We start from the raw sequence: 22,357 nt of genomic DNA, 5'->3' as shown, positions 1-22,357 counted from the left end.
CTTCTACAACTGGACATGCTCACTGCCCTCAAGCGGCGGCCCCGCTACCGGGCAGGGTAAAAAAGAAGGTGGCCCCTTTGCCGGGCTCGGCCTGCGCCCAAACCCTGCCGCCGTGACGGCTGATCACGCGACTGACGGTCGCCAGCCCCACACCGGTTCCCGGAAACTCGGTCACGGCATGCAGCCGCTGAAAGGTATTGAAAAGCTTGTCGGCATAGGCCATGTCAAAGCCCGCGCCGTTGTCCTGCACAAAGAAGACCGGCAGCCCCGCGGCGTCGGTCGTGCGGCCAACCCGGATCTCGGTGCGAGATCGCCCGGACGAGAACTTCCAGGCGTTGCCGAGCAGGTTTTCCATCACGACATGGATCAGCCGCCCGTCCCCCTGGGCTTGCAAACCCGGTTCAATGTTCATACTGGCCACGCGCTCCGGGTTGCGCCCCTGGCATTCCTCAGCGATTTCCCGCGCCATGGCGCTCAAATCCACCGTTTCATGGCGCAACTGCATGCGCGACACCTGCGCCAGGGACAACAGGTCTTCGATCAGCCGCCCCATCTGGGCCACGCCCGCGTGGATGCGGGACAGGTAGTGCTGGATCTTTTCGTTCGGGCTGCCGGCGTTGAGCTGCTTGGCCAGCAGGCGGCTGAAGCCGTCCACCGTATTCAGCGGTGAACGCAGGTCATGCGACACCGAGTAGGAAAAGGCTTCAAGTTCCTGGTTGGACAGGCGCAGGGCTGTTTCAATGTCCTTGATTTCGGTCACATCGGCATCAATACCGACCCAGAACAGTACGGCACCTGCGTCATCGAGCACCGGAGATCCCCGGTAAGACATGGTGTGGTAGGTTCCGTCCGCCGCACGCAGGCGCCGCATTCCCACGTAGGAGGTCAGGCTCAGGCGGGACATCTTCCACTTGGCAGACATGTCAGCGAGGTCGTCCGGGTGCACCACGGCGGTCCACTTGTACCCCATCCAGTCGGCCGGTTCCCCGCCCATCAATTCGTACCACTTGCGATTGAGATAGGTCACCTTGCCGTCGACGTCGACATTCCAGATGATCTGCGGGGCCTGCTCGGCCAGCGCCCGGAACAGGGCCTCCTGCCGCGTCAGGGCGGCTGTCCTTTCAACGACTTTTTCCTCCAGCCCCTGATTGAGCTGCTGGACTTGCTCGAAAAGCTGGGTGTTCTCAATGGCAATGGACGCCAGTTGCGCGAGTTCGACGCCCACATACTGGTCCTGCAATGTGAATTCGCCATCGTATTTATCGCTCAATTGCAGCAGCCCGATGTTCTCGCCGCTTTGGCCCGTCAGTGGAACCGCCAGCCAGCCGCGCATGAAGGTGCCGGCCTCGGTGTCATCGCCAGCACCCGCCCAGCGCGCGTCCGCCTCCAGCGCGGACTGGGTCAGCCGCACCGGTCGGTTGGTTTCGCAGACGACGGCATCCAGACCACAGGCATGGGTCAGGCGCACCATGTCGCGGCAGTGGGCATATTTGTCCGAGTGCGACACGGCGTTGACGGTCCGCGCCTGCTCACCCGAGACCGTCAGGCTCACCACGGCCTGGTGGACACCCACCACAGCACGGACCTGGTCCACGGTTTCCTGCATCGTCGCCTCGACAGTGCGATGGCGCGTGATGGCATGGGTCGCGTCGGCGGCACGTTGCAGCGTGAACAGGTAATCCTGCACGTCCTTTTCTGCCCTGATCTGCGCGGTGATGTCCACAGCAACCGCAAAACGCGCCTCCCGGCCCATGTACGTGATGGCCCGGGCCACGGTATCCACGGGAAATTCAACGCCATCCTTGCGCAGATGCAGCCAGCGGCCCGGCTGGTCGATGATTCCTTTGGCGAGGTGCTGCTTCAACCGTGCCTGCTCCGTCCCGGACCGGATATCAAAAAGCGTCAGCTGCAAAAACTCTTCGCGCGAGTGACCATAGTTCGCGACCGCAGCCTCGTTGACCGCGAGAAACCGCGCAGTCTCGGCGTCGACGATCCACATCGGTACAGGCGCGGCCTTGAACAGGGCGGCATAACGCTGCTCACTGTCGACCATGGCCTGTTCGGCGAGTTTGCGCCGGGTGATGTCGCGCTCAACGGCGACGATGTGGGTGACCCGCCCGTGTGGGTCGGCAATGGGCACCATGTCCAGGTCCAGCCAGATCTCTTCACCGCCCTTTTTATAGTTGATCAGCTCCGCGCGTACCGACTCTCCCTTGCGCAGCGCCGCACCGATGCGGTCCAGCTCGGCGCGCTGGGTTGCGGGGCCCTGCAGGAAACGGGGCGACCGGCCCAGCGCTTCCTCGCGGCTATAACCGGTGCGGCGCTCGAAGGCATTGTTGACAAACACGATGCGCGGCCCTGGCTCGTCGAGGGGATCGGCTTCGGTGATGAGAACGATGTCGTTCAATCGCGCAATCGCTGTTTCCAGCAACTGCAGCTGTTCCTCCGACTCGTGCTTTTCCGTGATGTCCTGAAGCGCACCGACAAGGCGCTCCACCTTGCCATCGCGCCAAAGCGCACGCCCCTGTGTCTTCACCCAGATGCGCCGCCCTTTTGCCGTGACCATTGGAAGCTCCAGGTCCCAAGGCCTCCCATGCTCTACGGCCGCCCGAGCCGCAGCGTTCATGACGGGCCGCGCCTCGGGCGCATAGAAGGCCAGAGCCTCGGTGGCGCTGACCGCAACATTCTGGTCCACCTCGTGAATCCGGTAGATCTGCTCGGACCAGATGGCCTGCATCCCGTCGAGCACGACTTCCCACCCACCGATTTTTCCCATGTCGCCGGTACGCTGCAGCAACTCCGTTGTCCGCGTGGCGGCCTGCTCGGCAACCTTGCGGCCGGTGATATCCTGCACGACGCCCGCACGAAGCAGCGGGGTGCCCTTGTCGTCGGCATAAAGCTCGCCCATCTGATGGATCCAGCGGGTCTGTCCACCAGGAGTGCGTATGCGGTATTCCACATCCAGCCCCAGACCGGCGCGCATGGCTTCATCGCGCCGCGCAATGTATCCGGCGCGGTCATCGGGGTGGATCATCGTGGTCACGCTGTCAGGGTGGTGGTCGAATTCCCCGGGTGTCAGCCCGTACAGCTCATACACCTCGTCGGACCACCAGAGCTTCCCGGTTTTCAGGTCAAGCTCCCAGTTGCCGATCCGCCCCAGCCGCTGCGCATTGAGCAGCTTGCGCTGGACTTCGCGCAGTTCCTCGTAGCTGCGTGTCTGCTCCTGCTGCAGCTGCTGCACGCGGGTGATGTCTGAAAACACCATCAGCGCGCCCACGATGCCGTCCGAACCCTGCATGGGGCGGTAGCTGCAGCTGATCAGGCGGCCCTCCGGCTCGCGCTCGTTGCGCACCAGCACAGGCAGTGGCCCGCCGCGCTCGCCCTGCAAGGCTTTGTAGAGGGGCAACTCCTCGAAACTGTATGGCAGCTGGGTATCCGGTGCCATCAGGCCCTGGCGTTGCGGCCACTGCGGCGCCAGCACCAGGGAAGTCTCATCAATGGCGAACAATTGCGCGGCGGTCTGGTTGACGAGTAACACCCGCCCGGCCGCATCCAACGCCAGCAGACCCTCCTGCATGCTGTTGATGGTCAGCTCCAGCGTGGCATACGCCTGCCGGTTTCGTGTCAACTCATTTTCCAGCGCCCTTTCGCGATGCTGGAGGGAATCGGCCATCAGATTAAAGCCCGCTGCAATTCTGGAAAATTCACTCCGGTCATCCCCGGGCCGCATGGGCACACGTGCCTCCAGATGGCCCTTTTCCAGCTCTCGTGTGGCGTGAAGGAGCTGGCGCGCCGGCGCCACAATCGAACGGCCGCCTATCATCCAGGCGATCCAGCCGCCCAAAATGGCCACCAGGGCAAGCGCCGCCAGTTCCACCCACAGCTGGCGCCGCACAGGCGCAACGATCAGTTCGCGGTCCATGCTGACCGAAACAAAAACCGCGGCTTCAGCACGCGGACTGCTCGGCATGAACGCCCACAAACGTTTGTGGCCGCCGCCATCCTGGCCTTCGCGCACGCCGGAACCCATGGCCTTGACCGCTTCCTGCAATACCGGGCTGCGAACCTTGTCGCCGACACGGATGGGCAATACGGGTCTGCCCGCCAGCAAAGTGCCCTCACGGTCCTGAACGCCCAGCGCAGCCCCCACCGGCAGCTGTATGCCCGCAATCGTGTCGGCCATCCGGGCCAGATCGAAGGAGGCGTAAACCACCCCCGTCACCTTGTCGCCCGCACCCATGACTGGCAACGCAAAGGTCAGAACCGGCGTGCCGGCAAGCCGTCCGACGACATAGGTGCCCACGACAAAGCGGCGCTGGGCGATCGCCTCGCGAAAGTAGGTGCGGTCACCCAGAAAGGCCTTGCTGGCGCTCCCTAGCGCGTGGCAACGGGTCTGTCCATCCAGCCCCACAACGCCCAGATTGGCATATTCAGGAAGATGGCGGGTCAGGCTTGAAAAATGGTGGTCGCAGTCGGCATTGCTGCCGTCCCGCACCTCCGGCAACGAAGCCAGCAGGGTCAGCACCTGCCGGGCAGAGTCCGCCACCCGCTCCTGGCTGGCGGCGGCCAGCGAAGCGGCAAACTGCAGGTTGACCTTGGCACGTTCCAGCTCGGCGTCCGCATTGTGCAGCGCCTTGAACATGGACAGCCCGAACAGCGGAACGATCGCCACAATCACCAGCACGACAATACGCGTGCGCAGGCTGACGTCCGCCCTCATGCAGTGATCCGCTGCGGCATGGGCCGACGTCGTCGGAACGGGCCCGGGCCGGCGCACTTGAGTCGGGGCTGAATGACTTGGAAAGGAATCAGGACGGTGTTCATGCGGTCGGGGTTTCTGAAACGCGCCGCCAGCGGGTGCTTTCAGATGGGCGCTCCCCACTGTAAGTCATCTGCGCAAGCACCTGCTTCATTCCTGCATGGGTTCCGCTTCGTTGCTGGCGCCGTGTTGCGTGCCGGATGGAACAAACCGAAGCGATGAATGTGGGGTCATGGCAAGGCGCAAGCCACGCCGATGCCGCGGGTACAGCGTGGATCTGCAACACAGCCAAGGCGCAAAAGAGGCGTTTTTATGTTGCTGAGAGCATGCAAGACGGCACCAGGTCCGACCCGGCGGGCGTCAAGCGGCGGCGATGGACTCGTTGACCCGTAGCCAGTAGTCCTGTAACCGGCTGAGCTTTTCCGTGAACTCACCAAAGTCGACAGGTTTGCGCACAAAACCGTTGGCGCCGCTCTGGTAGCAGGCAATGATGTCGGACTGCTCGCTCGACGAGGTCAGCATGACCACCGGAACCAGCGCCGTCAGCGGGTTGCTGCGCAGGCTGCGCAATACATCCAGGCCGGACAGCTTGGGCAGTTTCATGTCGAGCAGGACAAAGGCCGGCTGCCTCTGTGTGTCGCGCCCTGTGTGCGCGCCCTGGCCAAACAGGTAATCCAGCGCTTCTGCGCCGTCGCGCGCGGTCACGATGGCCGTGTCCGCCCCCTGCTCCTGCAAGGTCAGGACAGTGAGTTCCAGGTGATCGGGGTTGTCTTCCACCACGAGAATGGGTTTGTCATGCATAAGAAACCTTTTCCTTCACTGCGACTGTGTTGGCGATTTTGTCATATTTGTCATATTACACAACTTAACATATTTGTCCAGCATTCTTTGCGAATTTTTTCAAGCAGCCCCCCGGCACACGAGGCACCCTGCCCGGTCCCTTCGGGCTACCACCTCGGCACCGACTCTTCTTTCAACTGGTTACGCAGTTCGGCATAGTCCGGCACCACCGTCCGCACAGTGTCCCAAAAACGCGGGCTGTGGTCCATCACCCGCAAATGACTCAGTTCATGCACAACCACATAGTCAATCACGGACTGCTTGAAATGAATCAGCCGCCAGTTCAGCCGGATCGCACCGTCGGCGCTGGCGCTGCCCCAGCGCGTGCCGGCACTGCTCAGGCTCAGCTTTCGCCATTGCACACCCAGATGGGGCGCATAGTGGTTGAGACGCTCGGTGAAAAGGCGCTTGGCCTGGCGCATCAGCCAGGCCTGTACGGAGTCGCGGATCTGCTCCGGCGTTGCATCTTGCGCCAGGGCGATGTGCAGGGTCAGGGTCGGCACGCCCGGCAGGGTGCTGTCGGGCGCGTCGGCCCCGGTATGGAGCACCGCTCCTGGCCCGGCGATGCTCTTGAGTTCGCCCCCCACGGCACCGAAGGCATGGCGCGGGTCAATCACCACAATCACCGGCTCACCGAGGAAAGGCAGGGTGGTCCCGTCTTTCCATTCAATGCGCGCCGACTCGAGCCGGTCGTGACGGGCACGGGTTTCCTGCAGCTTGCGCACGATCCAGCCGGATTTTTCCTGCACAGCCTTGTCGATGTCATACAGCGGCACCCATTTGGGCGCGCTCACGACCAGCCCTTCAGCACCCACCGAAAAGCCGATGGTGCGCCGCTTGCCGCGCCGGAACTGGTACGCCACCACGGCGCCCTCCAGCAAGGCCTCACGGGTGGCTGCGGGGTGGCGGTAGGTGGCCGGCGCCAGCACTTGCGCCAGGGTCTGCGCCGCAAGCGGCTGCGGATCGCCTTTCGCTCCATTTTTTATAGCTGTCGGCGCTGGTGCAGCATGGGCTGGGGGCTGATTTGACTGAGATGCGTCAAGCTTTGCAGGCGGCGGTGCCGCGGGTCTGGCGGGCTCCAGGTCAAAGAGGTCAAGCGTGAACTGAAGAAGCCGTTGCATGCCAGCAGTTTAGCCTTGTGGAGGGTGGGCAGGGACTACACACCGGCCCCGGTGGTTTCCCGATACGCCTCGGGGTCGAGCCGGCGCATTTCGCCTTCGATCCAGGCCTCGACTTCGCGCATCAGTTCCTCCGGCTGGCGGCCGAGGCTGCTGATGGGTTTGCCGATCGAGATATCGACGATGCCCGGCCTCTTGATGAAGGCCTTGCGCGGCCAGCATTTGGCCGACGTCACCGCCACCGGGATCACCGGGGCGCCGGTTTCAATGGCCAGCCGCGTGCCGCCGGTCTTGTAGACGCCCTTTTGTCCGCGTTCAATCCGCGTGCCCTCCGGAAACATGATGACCCAGACACCCTGGCCCATCAGGCGGCGGCCCTGTTCGACCACCTTGTTGAAAGCCTGTGTGCGCTGGCTGCGGTCAATGTGGATCATGTCCATGCGCGCCATGGCCCAGCCGAAAAAGGGCACGTAGAGCAACTCTTTCTTGAAAACGTAGGCCAGCGGGTGCGGCATCAATGTCGGCATCGAAAACGTCTCCCACGTGCTCTGGTGCTTGAGCAGCAGGACCGCGCCGCTGGTGTTGCTGGTGGGCAGGTTTTCCATGCCGGACACGCGATTTCTGATGCCTAGAATCACCGTGCCGCCGCTGACAGCCAGGCGCAGCCAGCCGGCACACATCCAGTAAATCTGGGTGCTGCTGCCAAAAAGCGAAAACACCAGCACGGCAAGCGCCCACGGAATCACCGTGACAATCATCCACAGAAGGTGCAGGACAGAGCGAATCAGTGGCATGGCGTGTGTGTCTTCAGTCGATGTTCAAGCGATTTATGCCTGTAGCCCTTGCAGGTCGGACGCAACAAGCTACTATTTTTATAGCATCAGGCAGGTGCACTGCGGTTCAGGAGGAACTCCACAAAGGCCGGCAGGTCGGTGTGCACCAAGGTGCCCGGCGGCAGGCCCTCGGGCTGGCCCCCGTCCCGGTACCCAGCCGATTTTCCGGTCAGCACCAGGTGCGGCTCGCATCCGGCAGCGGCGCCGGCCAGCAAATCGCGCACCGAGTCGCCCGCTGTCGGCACGCCCTTGAGCGGCACGCCAAAACGCGCGCCTATCTGCTCGAACAATCCGGCCAGGGGTTTGCGACAGGTGCAGCTTTCTTCCGGGCTGTGCGGGCAGTAAAACACCGCATCGACGCGCCCGCCCAGTGCGCCCAGCATCTTGTGCATCTTGGCGTGCATGGCATTGAGCGAGGCCACATCAAACAGGCCGCGGCCCAGGCCCGACTGGTTGGACGCAATCACCACATGCCAGCCGGCATGGGTCAGGCGCGCCATCGCTTCCAGGGCACCCGGCAAGGGCACCCATTCGTCGGGCGTCTTGACGAACTCGTCGCTGTCGCTGTTGATGGTGCCGTCGCGGTCGAGGATGACAAGTTTCATGGCGATCCGCCTAGCTGGCGAGTTTGGACAGATCAGCCACGCGGTTCATGGCGTCGTGCAGGCTCTTGAGCAAGCCCTGGCGGTTCAGGCGCAAATCCATCTCTTCGGCGTTGACCATCACGCCGTCGAAAAACGCATCGACCGGCGCGCGCAGCGCGGCCAGCGTCTGCAGCGAAGCGGTGTAGTCGCCGGCGTCGAACTGACTGTTGGCCCTGGGTGCTACTTCTTTCATGGCGGCGTAAAGCGCGATTTCAGCGGGCTCCTTGAGCAGCACCTCGCTGACGTGGGCATCGACGTCCGGGGCCTTCTTGAGGATGTTGGCGATGCGTTTGTTGGCAGCGGCCAAGGCTGGCGCTTCGGGCAGCGCGGCGAAGGCGCGCACCGCAGCCAGGCGTTTGGGAATGGTGGACCACAGACCGAGCTTTTGCGCATAGATCGCCGCATCCACCTCCGTCACCGAATAGCCGCCTTCGCGCAGATAGCCCTTCAGGCGATCGATCAGGAACTCGTCCAGTTCCACTGCCTTGTCCTGCAGCAAGCCGGCGGGGAAAGCGGCGAAAGCCAGGCGCGTAAGTGCGTGAAACTGAACCGGCAAGTCGCGTTCAATCAGCATGCGGATCACGCCCAGCGCATGACGGCGCAGGGCAAACGGGTCCTTGTCACCGGTCGGCAAATTGCCGATGCCGAACATGCCCACCAGGGTTTCGAGCTTGTCGGCCAGCGCCACAATCACGCCGACCTGATTGCGGGGCAGTTCGTCGCCGGAAAAACGCGGCCTGTAATGATCTTCAATGGCATCGGCAATATCTGCGGACAAGCCATCGTTCAGAGCGTAATAACGCCCCATGATGCCCTGCAGCTCAGGGAATTCGCCAACCATGTCCGTGACCAGATCTGTTTTGGCAAGCTCTGCCGCCCTTTGGGCGTGCATGGCAATGGTGGAATCGCCCTCCACCGCCAGCATCATCCCAATTTCCGTGGCGATGCGACTCACGCGTGCCACACGTTCACCCTGCGAACCCAGCTTGTTGTGATACACCACCTTGTCCAGCCCCGCCACACGCGAGGCCAGCGTTTTCTTGCGGTCCTGGTCAAAAAAGAACTTGGCGTCGGCCAGACGCGGCCGCACCACACGCTCGTTGCCGCCAATGACGGCGCTGGCGTCGGCCGGGCTGATGTTGCTGACCACCAGAAACTTGTTGGTGAGTTTGCCCTTCGCGTCCACCAGCGGGAAGTACTTCTGGTTGGCCTTCATCGTGAGGATCAGGCACTCCTGCGGCACGTCGAGGAACTGCGCCTCGAATTCGCACACCAGCACATTGGGGTGCTCGACCAGCCCGGTCACTTCGCTCAGCAGGTCCTCGTCCATCAGCACCTCGTAACCCGGGCCCAGGCGTTCGGCCGCCTGCGCGAGCTGCTGCACGATGGCAAAGCGGCGGTCGCCGAAGCTGGCGATCACCGCGCCGTCATCCAGCAGGGTCCGGGCATAAGCGTCGGCATCCTTGATCACCACGGGTGACACCCTGGCTTCAAATCGGTGGCCCTGCGTGGTATTGCCCGCCTTCAGGCCCAGCGCCGTGACCGGCACCACGGTGCTGCCGTGCAGCGCCACCAGGCCGTGCGCGGGACGCACAAAGTTCACGCTGGTCCAGCCCGGCAAGGCGCAATCGGTCTCGAGCTGGTAACTCATGACCTTGGGAATCGGCAGCTTGGTGATGGCCTCTTCGATGGCCTTTTGCAGGCCGGTATCGAGCGCGGCGCCCGTCACCAGGCTGTCGTAGAACAGCGCCTCGGCCTTGCCGTCGGGCGCGCGCTTGAGGGCGGCCACGGCCGCGGCGGGGTTCGACACGTCGGCACCGAGCGCCTGCAGTTTCTTGAGCAATGCGGGCGTGGCCTCGCCGGAAGTATCCAGCCCCACCGACACCGGCATGAGTTTTTGCTGCACGGCCTTGTCGGCGGCCTTGCGCCAGACCTGCGTGACATGCGCCGCCAGGCGGCGCGGCGAGGCAAAAGCCGTCACCACCGAGGTATCGGCGCTGGCCAGGCCCTGGGCCTTGAGCTGCTCGAACAAGACGCCGGCAAAGGCATCGCCCAGCTTCTTGAGCGCCTTGGGCGGCAGCTCTTCCACAAACAGTTCGACCAGAAGGTTTTGCGTTGTCATTTTTATGCGGCCTTCTTCGTCATCTGTTCGACCCACTCGCGCGGCGCCATCGGGAAGCCCAGGCGCTCCCTGGATTCGTAATAACTCTGCGCCACCGCGCGCGCCAGGTTGCGGATGCGGCCGATGTAGGCAGCGCGCTCGGTCACAGAAATCGCGCCACGCGCGTCCAGCAGGTTGAAGCTGTGCGCGGCCTTGAGCACCTGTTCATAGGCCGGCAACGCAAGCTGCACGTCAATCAGGTGTTTGGCCTGTTTCTCGTACGCGGTGAAGGCGGTGAACAGAAAGTCGGCGTCGCTGTGCTCGAAGTTGTAGGCGGACTGCTCCTTTTCGTTTTGCAGGTAGACGTCGCCATAACTCATGCTGTCTGTCCACTGCAGGTTGTAGACGTTGTCCACCCCCTGCAGGTACATGGCCAGGCGCTCCAGGCCGTAGGTGATCTCGCCGGTGATGGGCTTGCAGTCGATGCCGCCGACCTGCTGGAAGTAGGTGAACTGCGTGACCTCCATGCCGTTGAGCCAGACCTCCCAGCCCAGGCCCCAGGCGCCGAGCGTGGGGTTCTCCCAGTCGTCCTCGACAAAACGGATGTCGTTTTTTTTCAGGTCAAAGCCCAGCGCCTCGAGCGAGCCGAGGTAGAGCTCCAGGATGTTGGCCGGCGCAGGCTTGAGCACGACCTGGTACTGGTAGTAGTGCTGCAGCCGGTTCGGGTTCTCGCCGTAACGGCCGTCTTTCGGGCGGCGGCTTGGCTGCACGTAGGCGGCCTTCCAGGGCTCCGGGCCGAGCGCTCTTAAAAACGTAGCAGTGTGCGACGTCCCCGCGCCCACTTCCATGTCATAAGGCTGCAACAAGGCACAGCCCTGGGCGTCCCAATAGGACTGGAGCTTCAAGATGATTTGCTGAAAGGTCAACATAAATAGGATGTGCCGCGACGGGTGGCCGCAGGTGAGCGCAGATAAACGCAGGTAAAGGGCCGCACGGGCCTGAACCCGCGAAAACCCTTGATTTTACGGAGCTTTCACCGGGTTACCCTCGGGCACGAGGAAAGTGTCATGACAACCCAACAACTGATTCTGAGCCTGGTCCTGGCCACCATGGTGTTTTCTGTCGCGCTGGAGCTCAAGGTGAGCGACTTCAGGCGCGTCGCGCAAACCCCCAAAGCGGTGGTCTGCGGGCTGATCCCGCAGTTCATCCTGCTGCCGGTGGGCACCTGGCTGGCCACCCTGGTGCTGGACCTGCCGCCCAATGTCGAGGCCGCGATGATTTTGGTGGCAGCCTGCCCCGGCGGCAGCCTGAGTAACGTGGTCACCCACCTGGGCCGCGGCAACACCGCCTTGTCGGTCAGCGTGTCGGCCGTGGCGAGCGTCATTGCGCTGGTCGCCACACCGTTCAACTTCAGCTGGATGGTGGCGGCCAACCCGGCCACGGCCGGCTGGCTCAAGACGCTGGACATCGACCCCTCGGGCATCTGGATCAGCCTGTTTTTGCTGCTGGCCCTGCCGATGGCGCTGGGTCTGCTATTTTCGCACCAGTTGCCAGCACTGACGGCGCGCATCCAGAAACCGCTGGGAAACTTTTCGCTGCTGGCCCTGCTGGCCTTCATCGTGCTTGGGCTGATCAAGGAGCGCCAGCTGCTGACGCTGGGCCTGCTGCCGATGCTGGGCATCGTGATCGCGCACAATGCCAGCGGCCTGTTTTTCGGCTGGGCCACCAGCAAGGCCATGGGTGTGAGCGAACGCGACCGGCGTGCCGTGATGATCGAGGGCGGCATGCAGAACTCGGGCCTGGCGCTGGGCATCATTGCCGTACAGTTCAACTCGGACCTCGGCATGGTCATCATTGCCAGCCTGTGGGGCATCTGGCACATCGTCAGCGGCCTGTCGCTGGCCTGGTTCTGGAGGAGAAAAGATGCTCGACTTGCTCATTAAGGGCGGCACCGTGGTCGACGGCAGCGGCACTGCGCCGTTTGTGGCCGACATCGGCGTGCAGGACGGCCGCATCGTGGCCATCGGCCGCATCACCGCGGCCGCGCGCGACACCGTGGACGCCAGCGGCGCGTGGGTCACGCCCGGCTTTGTGGACATCCACACCCACTACGACGGCCAGGCCACCTGGGACGAAACCTTCAGCCCCAGCATCCACCACGGGGTGACGACGGTGGTGATGGGCAACTGCGGCGTCGGCTTCGCGCCGCTGCGGCCCGGCAGCGAGGACCGCCTGATCAAGCTGATGGAAGGCGTGGAAGACATCCCCGGCGTGGCCCTGACCGAAGGCGTGAAATTTTCATGGCAGAGCTTTGGCGACTACCTGAACGCGCTCGATGCCATGCCGCACAGCCTGGACTTCCTGGCCATGGTGCCGCACGACCCCCTGCGCATGCTGGTGATGGGCGAACGCGCCGAGGCGCGTGAAGCTGCCAGTGAACAGGACATTGCCGCCATGCGCGGGCATCTGCGCGCGGCGCTGGCGGCCGGGGCGGTGGGCTTTTCCACTGGCCGATCGGACAACCACCGCACGGCCGAGGGCCATGACACACCGGCCTCGATCGCCAGCGCGGCCGAACTGACCGGCATTGCCCGCGCCTTTGAGGGCCTGACCCACGGCGTGGTGCAGGTCGTCAGCGACTTCGACCTGATGCAGGGACCGCAGAACTTCGACGCCGAGTTCGACCTGGTCGAACAACTGGCGGCGGCCAGCGGTCGGCCGCTCTCGATGAGCTGGTTGCAGCGCGACCCCGGCGGTGAGCAGTACCTGGCCATGCAGGCCCGCGTGGAAGCGGCTGTGGCGCGCGGCCTGCCGCTGTACCTGCAGACCGCGGCGCGCGGCATCGGCGTCATCAACGGGCTGGACGCGAGTTTTCACCCTTTCATGGGTTTTCCGGGTTACAAGGAAATTGCTACGCTTTCAGTAGCTGACCGCGCAGCAGCCATGAGGGAACCAGCCCGAAAAGCCCGCATACTGGGCGAGAAGTCGGAGCGCCTGGCGGGGGACGGCACACCGATTCCGCCGCTGGTGGACATGCTGCTCGCTCGGATTGAAATGATCGCCGGCCGCATGTTCCCGCTCGACGCCACCCTCAACTACGAACCCGGCGTGATGCAGAGTTTTCTGGTGCGCGCCAAACAGCGCGGCATCACCGCGCTGGAGGCGCTGTACGACTACTTCAGCGAAGGCGACGGCGGCAACCTGGTGTACTTTCCGATCTTCAACTACAACCAGGGCTCGCTCGACACCGTGCGCCAGATGCTGGGCCACCCGCGCGCACTGTTCGGCCTGGGCGACGCCGGCGCGCATGTGGGCACGGTGTGCGACGCGAGTTTTTCCACCTTCATGCTCACCCACTGGGTGCAGGGCCGCGCGGCAGACCGCCTGTCACTGGAGCAGGCGGTGGAGATGATGACATCGCGCAACGCGCGCTACCTGGGCCTGAACGACCGCGGGCGGCTGGCGCCCGGCCTGCGAGCCGACATCAACGTCATTGACCCCTCGCGATTAAGCGTCGGCCTGCCGCAGCTGGTGCGCGACCTGCCCGCCGGCGGCAAACGTTTTCTGCAAAAGGCGCAGGGATACATCGGCACCTGGGTCGCGGGCCAGTGTGTGGCCCGCGAGGGAGAGGTCACGGCCGCACGGCCGGGCCGGCTGGTCCGCTCAGGCCAGCAAGCGGCCTGAACGCAGGCGAAAAACCAGCGCCAGTGCCGCCACGCCCAGGCCCAGGGCCCACAGCGGCCAGAGGCCGTAACGCGACACCCACCAGGCGTAAGGCGTGATGCCGTTGCGCCCCTCGACCTCGCCCACCAGCGCGCCGCGGGTGTGGCGCGGAAGCTCGTGGGTGACCTTGCCGCGGTGGTCGATGATGACCGTGGCCCCGGTGTTGGTGGCGCGCAGCATGGGCCGCTCGAACTCCAGCGCGCGCATGCGCGAGATGGCCAGGTGCTGGTCGATGGCGATGGTGTTGCCGAACCAGCCGATGTTGCTGAGGTTGACGAGCACCGTGGGTGCCGTGGCCGCGTCGCCGAAGCTGGCACCCAGCTCTTCGCCAAACAGGTCTTCGTAGCAGATGTTGGGCGCCAGCCGCTGGCCCTGCCAGTCAAAGGAAGGCTGGCCCAGCGGGCCGCGCCTGAAGTCGCCGAGCGGGATGTTCATCAGGTTGATGAACCAGCGAAAACCCGGCGGGACAAACTCGCCAAACGGGACCAGGTGGTGCTTGTCGAAACGAAACGGCTGCGCCTGGCCGGGTTTGAGCCCCACCGCCGAATTGGCGTAACCCGCGCTGTAGCTGCCCAGCGGCATGCCGATCAGCGCCGCCTGCTGGCCGGAGGCAAAACGCGCCTGCACGGCGCGCCAGTAACCCTCGGGCAGTTGCTGCGGCAGCAGGGGAAGAGACGTTTCAGGCGCCACCACCAGCGAGGTTCTGGCACCCTGCAACTGCTCGCCGTACCAGCGCAGCGCCGTCGGCAGGCCGGTGCCGGGCTGGAATTTCTCGTCCTGGGGGATGTTGCCCTGCAGCAGCGTCACCTGCAGGCTGCCGGCCGGGGTGGAGGTCTGCTTTCCTGCCGCCAGCGCCCCCGCCACCATCAGCGCCGCCAGCACCGGGAACATGACCAGCTGGCGCCGCGACCGGCCCAAGCCCCCCAGGCTGGCGGCCAGGAAAGCCGCCAGGAAGGTGATGCCGTGCACCCCGATCCACCGCGCATAACCGTCCATCCAGCCGTCCAGGTGCGCGTAACCGGCGGCGCCCCAGGGGAAGCCGGTAAAAAACTCCACCCGGGCCAGCTCGGCCAGCAGCCAGAGCGCCGCAAAAACAATCGCCCTGCGCGTTTGCCCGAGGGGGGCCAGGCGGACGTAGGCCGCGCAGGCCACGGCGTAATAGGTAGCCAGAAAAATCGCCAGGCCAAGCACGGCCAGCACCGTCAGCGGCGCGGCCAGCCCGCCGTAAACATGCAGCGAGATGAACAGCCACCAGAAAATACCGCACAGCCAGGCGGTGGCAAACAGCCAGCCCAGCAGCAGCCCCTGCTTGAAACGGGCGCAGCGCTCCAGCGACCGGACCAGCGCAGCCAGGGCCAGCAGCTGCAGCCACCAGACCGGCTGGCCTTGTGCCAATCCGGAGGAAAAAGGCCATGCAACGCTCAGGGCATGGGCGCAACCAGCTATTAAAACAATAGCAATGTCAAGAAAGGAAAGCCCCTTGCGCGGCTGGGGGTGCCCGATATGCTCCAGCAGGGCCGGCAACGTGGGCAACGCCGACATCATGCTGTGAATGGAGTCCCTTGCCATCGTTTGCTCGCGTCCGCCGCGCCTCAGGTACCCGTGGCGACGGGCGACACCTTGAACCAGCGCACGGCGCCCCCTTTGGTGTGCAGCACGGTGAACTGCAGGCCGGCCAGCGCGAAGAGCTCGCCGCGTTTGGGCACATGGCCCATCTCGTGGGCCACCAGTCCGCCAATCGTCTCGAAGTCGGTTTCGGGCAACAGCACACCGAAGGCCTCGTTGACCCGTTCGATCGAGGTGTCACCGCTGACGCGGTAGGTGTGGTCGGTCAGGCCGAAGATGTCGCCCTCGTCCTCGGCGATGTCGAACTCATCCTCGATCTCGCCGACGATCTGCTCGAGCACGTCTTCAATCGTGATGAGCCCGGCCACGCGGCCGAACTCGTCGATGACGATGGCCAGGTGGTTGCGGTTGCCGCGGAATTCGCGCAGCAGGTCGTTCAGGCCCTTGCTCTCGGGCACAAACACCGCCGGACGCAGCAAGGCGCGGATGTTGAGCTCGGGCGCACGCTGCAGCTTGAGAAGGTCCTTGGCCATCAGGATGCCAATGATGTTTTCTTTCTCGTTCTCGAAAACCGGAAAGCGCGAGTGGGCGGTGTCGATCACCAGATGCAGCAACTCGTCGAACGGCGCATCGATGTTGATGACATCCATGCGGGGCGTTGCCACCATCACGTCGCCGGCCGTCATGTCGGCCATGCGGATCACGCCTTCGAGCATCTCGCGGCTTTGCGCGCCGATGACCTCGTTGTCCTGCGCCTCGACCAGGGTTTCAATCAGCTCGGCTTTGGAATCGGGCCCGGGATGAAGCATTTCTGCAAGCTTCTGCAGGAAGCCGCGTTTGTCTTCGGGCTTGGGCGGTCTACTGGGGGGGTTGTCGGACACGGAGGTGTGCGGTAGTTGGCAAGTTGCCAAGGATAACGTACTTCGATCTGGCGATGCTCCCGCTCGGGCGCATCCTTCGACAGGCTCAGGACGAACGGGTTCAAAGTTGAGCGAGCCTGGGGCCATCTCCATTCAAGCAGGGGCCGCGGAACCGGCTTTGCCGGGTCGCAGGCGCAGCGGCCCCCTCGGGGGGGGGCAGGAAGCTACGCGAAGCGAGCGACCGTGGGGGCTATATAGGCATGCGGTCGCGGCTGTCGCGCACGCCCTGCCGCACTTCCTGGACCAGGGCCAGGAGGTCCCAGAACTGTTTGGCCTGAACTTTCAGGCGGTAGTCGGTCTGGGCGATCTGCTCCAGGGCGATCTCGGTCATGCGCGAGTCCAGATCGGCCGGAGGCAGCTTGAGGTAGGCCTCGCTTTCCGAGCCGTCACGCTCGATCACCGCGCCAGCCTTGCGGGCGATGTTGAGCATGGCGGTGTTTTCACTGAGCGCGTGGATGAACATCATGCTCACCCCCTCATTGCGTGAGTGCATCACGGCGCGGTCGAACAGGCGCGCGCCGTAGCCGCGCCCGCGCGCGTGCTTGAGCACCGACACGCCGAACTCGGCGCAGCTTTTCAGCTCCGGGTCGATCGACAGCGCCAGGTGCGCCATGGCGATCAGCTCGAGCTTGCGGTTGTAGATGCCGAAAATCTCGTCGCGCTCGAAGTTCAGGCCTGCCACGTAGCGCTGGATCTGCTCGTCGCGGGCGGCGTAACCAAAGCGCAGGTAACGGTCATGCGGGTCCAGCGACAGCAGATGTTTTTCGATGCGTTCACCGTGCGTGGGGCCGATGGAGCGGATGGGCACCAGCACAGGCGGGCGATGCGGCGCGCGCGTTGCGTCGTCCGCGGGCGGGCGGAAGAACTCCCTGCCCGCAGAAATGGACGCCTTGATGAATGTGCCGGGGGTAACCATGGGTTCAATATAAGGGTTTTCCCTAGAATGTCCAGCCCTGAAGGATATTTAAACGGCTGGGCCCGGGGATCCGCGGAAATTCCTAGTCAGAAAGGCATTAATCCCTTGTGGGGCATGCGCAAACAGCTATGAATATTATAGCAACTTTCTTGCCCGGAGCCCGTCAAACCGGTACTAGTGGACATCAAAAGGGGGGCAGGCCCCTAAATCAGCACCTCGTCTGGCCCGGGCCAGCCCTCGGCCCCGCATCAAACCGGCACAGCCGTCGTCGTTTTCACGCGGTCCAGCACAAAACTGGTCTTGCAGTCCTGCACGCTGGGGTGTTTGAGCAGCGTGTCCATGATGAAGCGGCTGTAATGCCCCATGTCGGCCACCACCACACGCAGCAAATAGTCCATCTCGCCGGTCAGCGCTGCACATTCCACCACCTCGGGCCAGGTCTGCACACTGGCGCGAAACAGGTCCATCGGGTTGCGCTTGTGCGATTCCGTGTGTTTTTCCAGCCGCACATTGATGTAGGCGGTCAGCCCCAGCCCGACCGCTTCCGGCCTGACCAGCGCCACATACCGGTCGATCACGCCGCTTTCCTCCAGCCGCTTGACACGGCGCAGCACCGCGCTGGGCGACAGGCTGACCTGTTCGGCAATCTGTTCGTAAGTCGCGCGACCGTCAGCTTGAAGGCTGCGCAATATGAGCTTGTCCAGCTTGTCGAGTGCTTCCATGGCCAGCATTTTGCAGGTTTGATGCGCAACCAGCAAGCTTGACGCCGTGTTTTGCATAAAAATTGATGGGCTACGCGTCTAAAGTGGATGTGCCGCTATTTTTTTCTGAACCGCCTGGAGACAACACGCATGAACGCAGCCATCACCCAACCCGCCCCGTCTTCCCCGCCAGCCGCCACGGCTACCTGGGACAACCCCATGGGCACGGACGGCTTCGAGTTCATTGAATACGCCGCGCCGGATCCGGCCGCCATGGGCGCCTTGTTCGAGCGCATGGGCTTCAAGCCGATTGCCAAACACCGCCACAAGAACGTGACGCTGTACCGCCAGGGCGGCATCAACTTCATCATCAACGCCGAGCCGGACTCCTTTGCCCAGCGTTTTGCGCGCCAGCACGGCCCCAGCGTCTGCGCCATCGCCTTCCGCGTGCAGGATGCCAAGGCCGCCTACGAACGCGCGATCCGCCTGGGTGCCTGGGGTTATGCGCACACCGCCGGCCCGGGCGAGCTGAACATCCCGGCGATCAAGGGCATTGGCGACTCCATCATTTATTTCATCGACCGCTGGCGCGGCAAGAACGGTGCGAAGGACGGCGACATCGGCAACATCGGGTTCTTCGATGTGGACTTCGAGCCCCTGCCGGGTGCCGAGCTGAACCCGGCCGGCCACGGCCTGACCTACATCGACCACCTGACCCACAACGTGCACCGCGGCCGCATGGCCGAGTGGTCGGGCTTTTACGAGCGCCTGTTCAACTTCCGCGAGGTGCGTTACTTCGACATCGAGGGCCAGACCACCGGCGTCAAGAGCAAGGCCATGACCAGCCCCTGCGGCAAGATACGCATCCCGATCAATGAGGAGGGCAACGAGAAAGCCGGCCAGATCCAGGAGTACCTCGACAAGTACCAGGGTGAAGGCATCCAGCACATTGCCATGGGGTCCAACGACCTGTTCGCCACGGTGGACGCCCTGCAACTGAGCGGCATCAAGCTGCTCAACACCAGCGATACCTACTACGAGCTGCTCGACAAGCGCATCCCCGGCCATGGCGAAAACGTGGCCGAGCTGCGTTCGCGCAACATCCTGGTGGACGGCACGCCCGGCGAGCTGCTGCTGCAGATCTTCAGCGAAAACCAGCTCGGCCCGATCTTCTTCGAGTTCATCCAGCGCAAGGGCAACCAGGGTTTTGGCGAAGGCAACTTCAAGGCGCTGTTTGAAAGCATGGAATTGGACCAGATGCGGCGTGGCGTGCTCCAAACAGCATGACAAATACCATGTCTCAGGCAGCAATCAGCGGTGACGCAGCCCGCGCCGCGAAGGGCCGCCCCGAGCAAGCGACGGCCCCCTCGGGGGGCAGCGAACCACACCCAGTGGGGAGCGTGGGGGCTGCTCCACCCGTTGTCTACGGCGCGAGCGAACGCCCGCCGCGCGGCGACTACACGCGCGCCGGCGCCGACTACACCTGCCCGCAGGACTACGACTGCTACACCGCCGCCGACCACGACACCTACCGGCGCCTGTACGCGCGCCAGGCCACACTGTTGCCGGGCCTGGCCTGTGACGAGTTCATCGCGGCCCTGCCCTTGCTGGGCGCCAGTGACCATATTCCAAGGTTTGAGGACATCAACCGGCGCCTGCGCCATGCCACGGGATGGGAGATCGTCACCGTGCCCGGGCTGATTCCGGAGGTGCCGTTTTTCACGCTGCTGGCGAACCGGAAATTTCCGGTGACCGACTGGATACGCAAACCGGAAGAGTTCGACTACATCGTTGAGCCCGACGTGTTTCACGACCTGTTCGGCCATGTACCGCTGCTGTTCAACCCCGTCTTCGCCGACCACATGCAGGAATACGGCAAGGGCGGGCTCAAGGCGCATGGCCTGGGCGCGTGCGAGCAATTGAGCCGGCTCTACTGGTACACCGTCGAGTTCGGGCTGATCCAGCAGAAAGATGGTTTGCGTGCTTACGGTGCCGGCATCCTGAGCTCGTCGGGCGAGTTGCAGTACTCGGTGCAAAGCCCGGAGCCACAGCGCCTCCCGCTGGACATTGAACGCGTGATGCGCACCCGCTACAAGATCGACAGCTACCAGCAGACCTACTTTGTCATCAACAGCTTTCAGGAACTGTTCGACAAAACCGCGCCCGACTTCACGCCGATTTACCAGCGGCTGCAGGGACTGCCCGACATCGCCGCCGGTGCGCGGCAGGGCAACGAGGAAGCCATTCAGCGCTAAAGCAACGCATGGCGCCTTCCAGTGCGCCATCGTGTCTGTCCAACTCATCGAGACGGCTTCTCCTACAAAAGGAGGAGGTAAAATTTTGTTACACCGTCTACGATGAGGCTCCCGTTGATCGAACTACCCGCCAACCTGACAAGAAGCACAAAAGTGTTGCTGGTCATGGACGTGGTGGAGTCGGTCCGGATCATGGAGCAGGATCAGGATGGCTTTGTACGGCGGTGGCAACAACTCGTGGAAGAAGCGGAGCAGAACGTGTTGCCGCGCCATGGCGGGCGCATTGTCAAAAGCCTGGGTGACGGCCTGATGCTCGAGTTCGCGAGCGCCCAAAGTTGTGTCAAGGCCGCGTTTGCCCTGCACAGCTTCGCCCGGCAGGCCAACCTCGGCGTGCCGCCCGAGCACCAGATGCACCTGCGCATGGGCGGCCACCTGGCCAGCTTCGTTACCGACCAGCACGACATCTACGGCACCGACGTCAACCTGACCTCGCGCGTGAGCACGCTCGCCGGTCCAGGGGAAATGGTGGTTTCGTCCGAGCTGCGCGATGAGCTCGCAGCAGGGCTGGACGCCGATGTCGAAGACCTGGGGGAATGCCATCTCAAACATGTTGAAAAACCGGTTCGCGCCTACCGGGTCGGCCCGGTGGGCCATGCGCCGGTCATACCCGCCAGCGGTGCTCTGCCCTCAGACTTGCGGCCAACCATCGCGGTCATTCCCTTCGAAGCACGCAGCAACGAGCCAGAAAATTTTGTTATCGGTGAGCTCATTGCGGATGGAGTGATTGCGCAGCTCTCCCGCAGCCCTGACATACGTGTCATTTCCCGCCTGTCGACCACGGCGTTCCGAGGACGAACCAGCGTCATGCCGGATGTGGAATCACGTTTGGGCGCTTCGTTTGTTCTGTCCGGCAGCTACATCGCCAGCGGCGGCAAGATTCTGATCATGGCCGAGCTGGCCGACGCGCGAACGACTCAAATCGTCTGGGCGGAACGTGTATCGGGCGTGACAGATGACTTGCTACAGGCCCAAAGCGAATTGCTCAACAGCCTAGCAGCGGCAACATCCCGCGCACTCATTGATGCTGAAGTCCAGCAGACTTTGCTGCAGCCCATGCCGCGGCTGGACAGCAGCGCCTTGCTGCTCGGTGGAATTTCGATGATGCACCGATCCTCGGTCCGTGACTTTGATCGAAGCCGTCAGGCTCTTGATGCCCTGATAGAACGACACGGTCGCATCGCCACACCGCGTGCATGGCTGGCCAAGTGGTACATCATGCGGATCATCCGGGGGCTGAGCCAGAGCCCGGAAGAAGACGCGCGCATGGCACTTGAGCAAACAAAGCGAGCGCTCGACATTGAGCCGGCCAACGCGCTCACACTGGCAGTCGAGGGGCATGCATATTGCCAATTGCTCGGCAACTTTGACCTTGCAGCAACCAGACTTGCGCAGTCAATTGAGGCGAACCCGAATGAGCCAATGGCCTGGCTTTTCAAGAGCGTGGCCTCAACCATGTGGGGAGCGCCGAGTGACGCAGTTTCGGAAGTGGAGTATGCGAATGCACTGTCTCCGATAGACCCCCTTAAATATTATTTCGACATGCTTTCGGCAGCGGCCTTGCTTACCGTCAACGATCACGGCCGCGCAATTCAGTATGCGCGACAGTCCCTGAAAGCGAATCGACATCACGCACCGACCATGCGCGTGCTTCTGACTGCGCAGGTTGAAGCGAGCATGCTCGAAGATGCGAAATCGACCTTGGCCATGCTTTTGGCAGAAACTCCCGGCATGTCTGTGTCAAGCTATCTCGCCATCGGGAGCGCGAGCAGCGTCACCCGGCAACGCTGCGCCGTTGCGCTTCGTGCACTGGGCCTCACTGAACATTAACCTCATCAACATAACTGGGAGCGAAAAATGAGCGGTGGATATAGCGGTGGGTATAGCGGTGGGTATAGCGGTGGGTATAGCGGTGGGTATAGCG

General features: G+C 63.4%; 16 protein-coding genes. 5 read left to right on the top strand and 11 right to left on the bottom strand.

All coding sequences use genetic code 11. From position 1 onward, the window contains the following. Positions 1–28 precede the first annotated feature (28 nt). The 7 genes from PSV26_RS18265 to glyQ all read right to left on the bottom strand — a co-directional run bounded on the left by PSV26_RS18265 (position 29) and on the right by glyQ (position 11,224). Entirely contained in the window at positions 29–4,720 is a 4,692-nt protein-coding gene (locus tag PSV26_RS18265; RefSeq protein ID WP_300572798.1) for a PAS domain S-box protein, read from the bottom strand. Positions 4,721–5,119: 399 nt separating this feature from the next. Beyond that, positions 5,120–5,560, bottom strand: coding sequence for a response regulator (locus PSV26_RS18260; RefSeq protein WP_300512399.1), 441 nt, complete (start codon positions 5,558–5,560; stop codon positions 5,120–5,122). A gap of 146 nt (positions 5,561–5,706) precedes the next feature. Next, positions 5,707–6,720, bottom strand: coding sequence for a SprT family zinc-dependent metalloprotease (locus PSV26_RS18255; protein WP_300572796.1), 1,014 nt, complete (start codon positions 6,718–6,720; stop codon positions 5,707–5,709). Positions 6,721–6,755: 35 nt separating this feature from the next. After that, on the bottom strand, positions 6,756–7,511 hold the full coding sequence (locus PSV26_RS18250) for a 1-acyl-sn-glycerol-3-phosphate acyltransferase (protein WP_300572795.1): 756 nt from the start codon (positions 7,509–7,511) through the stop codon (positions 6,756–6,758). Between the two features lie 86 nt (positions 7,512–7,597). Next, complete coding sequence (gmhB, locus tag PSV26_RS18245) at positions 7,598–8,155, bottom strand: D-glycero-beta-D-manno-heptose 1,7-bisphosphate 7-phosphatase (protein WP_300572794.1); 558 nt, start codon at positions 8,153–8,155, stop codon at positions 7,598–7,600. Positions 8,156–8,165: 10 nt separating this feature from the next. Then, positions 8,166–10,316 carry a glycine--tRNA ligase subunit beta gene (gene glyS, locus PSV26_RS18240; protein WP_300572790.1) on the bottom strand — a complete coding sequence of 717 codons (2,151 nt, stop codon included), beginning with the start codon at positions 10,314–10,316 and terminating at the stop codon, positions 8,166–8,168. 2 nt (positions 10,317–10,318) lie between these two features. Continuing rightward, positions 10,319–11,224, bottom strand: a complete 906-nt coding sequence (gene glyQ / locus PSV26_RS18235) for a glycine--tRNA ligase subunit alpha (RefSeq protein WP_300512405.1) — start codon at positions 11,222–11,224, stop codon at positions 10,319–10,321. A gap of 87 nt (positions 11,225–11,311) precedes the next feature. Here glyQ and PSV26_RS18230 point away from each other — a divergent pair, with 87 nt between their 5' ends. Both PSV26_RS18230 and PSV26_RS18225 read left to right on the top strand, forming a co-directional pair. Then, complete coding sequence (locus tag PSV26_RS18230) at positions 11,312–12,238, top strand: bile acid:sodium symporter family protein (RefSeq protein WP_300572787.1); 927 nt, start codon at positions 11,312–11,314, stop codon at positions 12,236–12,238. Further along, positions 12,219–13,979 (top strand): amidohydrolase family protein, encoded by a 1,761-nt coding sequence (locus tag PSV26_RS18225; RefSeq protein WP_300572784.1) that lies wholly within the window; start codon positions 12,219–12,221, stop codon positions 13,977–13,979. Before PSV26_RS18230 ends, PSV26_RS18225 begins: the two co-directional genes overlap by 20 nt. Here the strand turns inward: PSV26_RS18225 and lnt are convergent. The 4 genes from lnt to PSV26_RS18205 all read right to left on the bottom strand — a co-directional run bounded on the left by lnt (position 13,959) and on the right by PSV26_RS18205 (position 18,142). Then, on the bottom strand, positions 13,959–15,587 hold the full coding sequence (gene lnt / locus PSV26_RS18220; protein WP_300572781.1) for an apolipoprotein N-acyltransferase: 1,629 nt from the start codon (positions 15,585–15,587) through the stop codon (positions 13,959–13,961). The two genes, PSV26_RS18225 and lnt, sit on opposite strands and share 21 nt — an antisense overlap. A 23-nt stretch (positions 15,588–15,610) precedes the next feature. Further along, positions 15,611–16,465: a transporter associated domain-containing protein gene (locus PSV26_RS18215; protein WP_300512411.1), complete on the bottom strand. Its 855-nt coding sequence runs from the start codon at positions 16,463–16,465 to the stop codon at positions 15,611–15,613. A gap of 229 nt (positions 16,466–16,694) precedes the next feature. Next, positions 16,695–17,420: a GNAT family N-acetyltransferase gene (locus PSV26_RS18210; RefSeq protein ID WP_300512412.1), complete on the bottom strand. Its 726-nt coding sequence runs from the start codon at positions 17,418–17,420 to the stop codon at positions 16,695–16,697. A 248-nt stretch (positions 17,421–17,668) separates the two neighbouring features. Continuing rightward, positions 17,669–18,142 (bottom strand): Lrp/AsnC family transcriptional regulator, encoded by a 474-nt coding sequence (locus PSV26_RS18205; protein ID WP_300512413.1) that lies wholly within the window; start codon positions 18,140–18,142, stop codon positions 17,669–17,671. 129 nt (positions 18,143–18,271) lie between these two features. On the opposite strand from PSV26_RS18205, the gene hppD reads away from it, so the two are divergent. From hppD to PSV26_RS18190, 3 genes are all read left to right on the top strand, one after another. After that, entirely contained in the window at positions 18,272–19,408 is a 1,137-nt protein-coding gene (gene hppD, locus PSV26_RS18200) for a 4-hydroxyphenylpyruvate dioxygenase (RefSeq protein ID WP_300512414.1), read from the top strand. Between the two features lie 113 nt (positions 19,409–19,521). Continuing rightward, a complete protein-coding gene (gene phhA / locus PSV26_RS18195) occupies positions 19,522–20,376 on the top strand; it encodes a phenylalanine 4-monooxygenase (protein ID WP_300572778.1) in 855 nt (284 codons plus the stop codon). 114 nt (positions 20,377–20,490) lie between these two features. Further along, the gene (locus PSV26_RS18190) at positions 20,491–22,263 is read left to right on the top strand and encodes an adenylate/guanylate cyclase domain-containing protein (RefSeq protein WP_300572775.1); all 1,773 of its coding nucleotides are present in this window, start codon (positions 20,491–20,493) and stop codon (positions 22,261–22,263) included. The last annotated feature ends 94 nt before the right edge of the window (positions 22,264–22,357 follow it).

This window comes from Polaromonas sp. (assembly GCF_029945685.1).
Classification (GTDB): Bacteria; Pseudomonadota; Gammaproteobacteria; order Burkholderiales; family Burkholderiaceae_C; genus Polaromonas.
The sequence above is the reverse complement of the archived record's forward strand: the minus strand, read 5'-3'. Positions and strand labels throughout refer to the sequence as shown.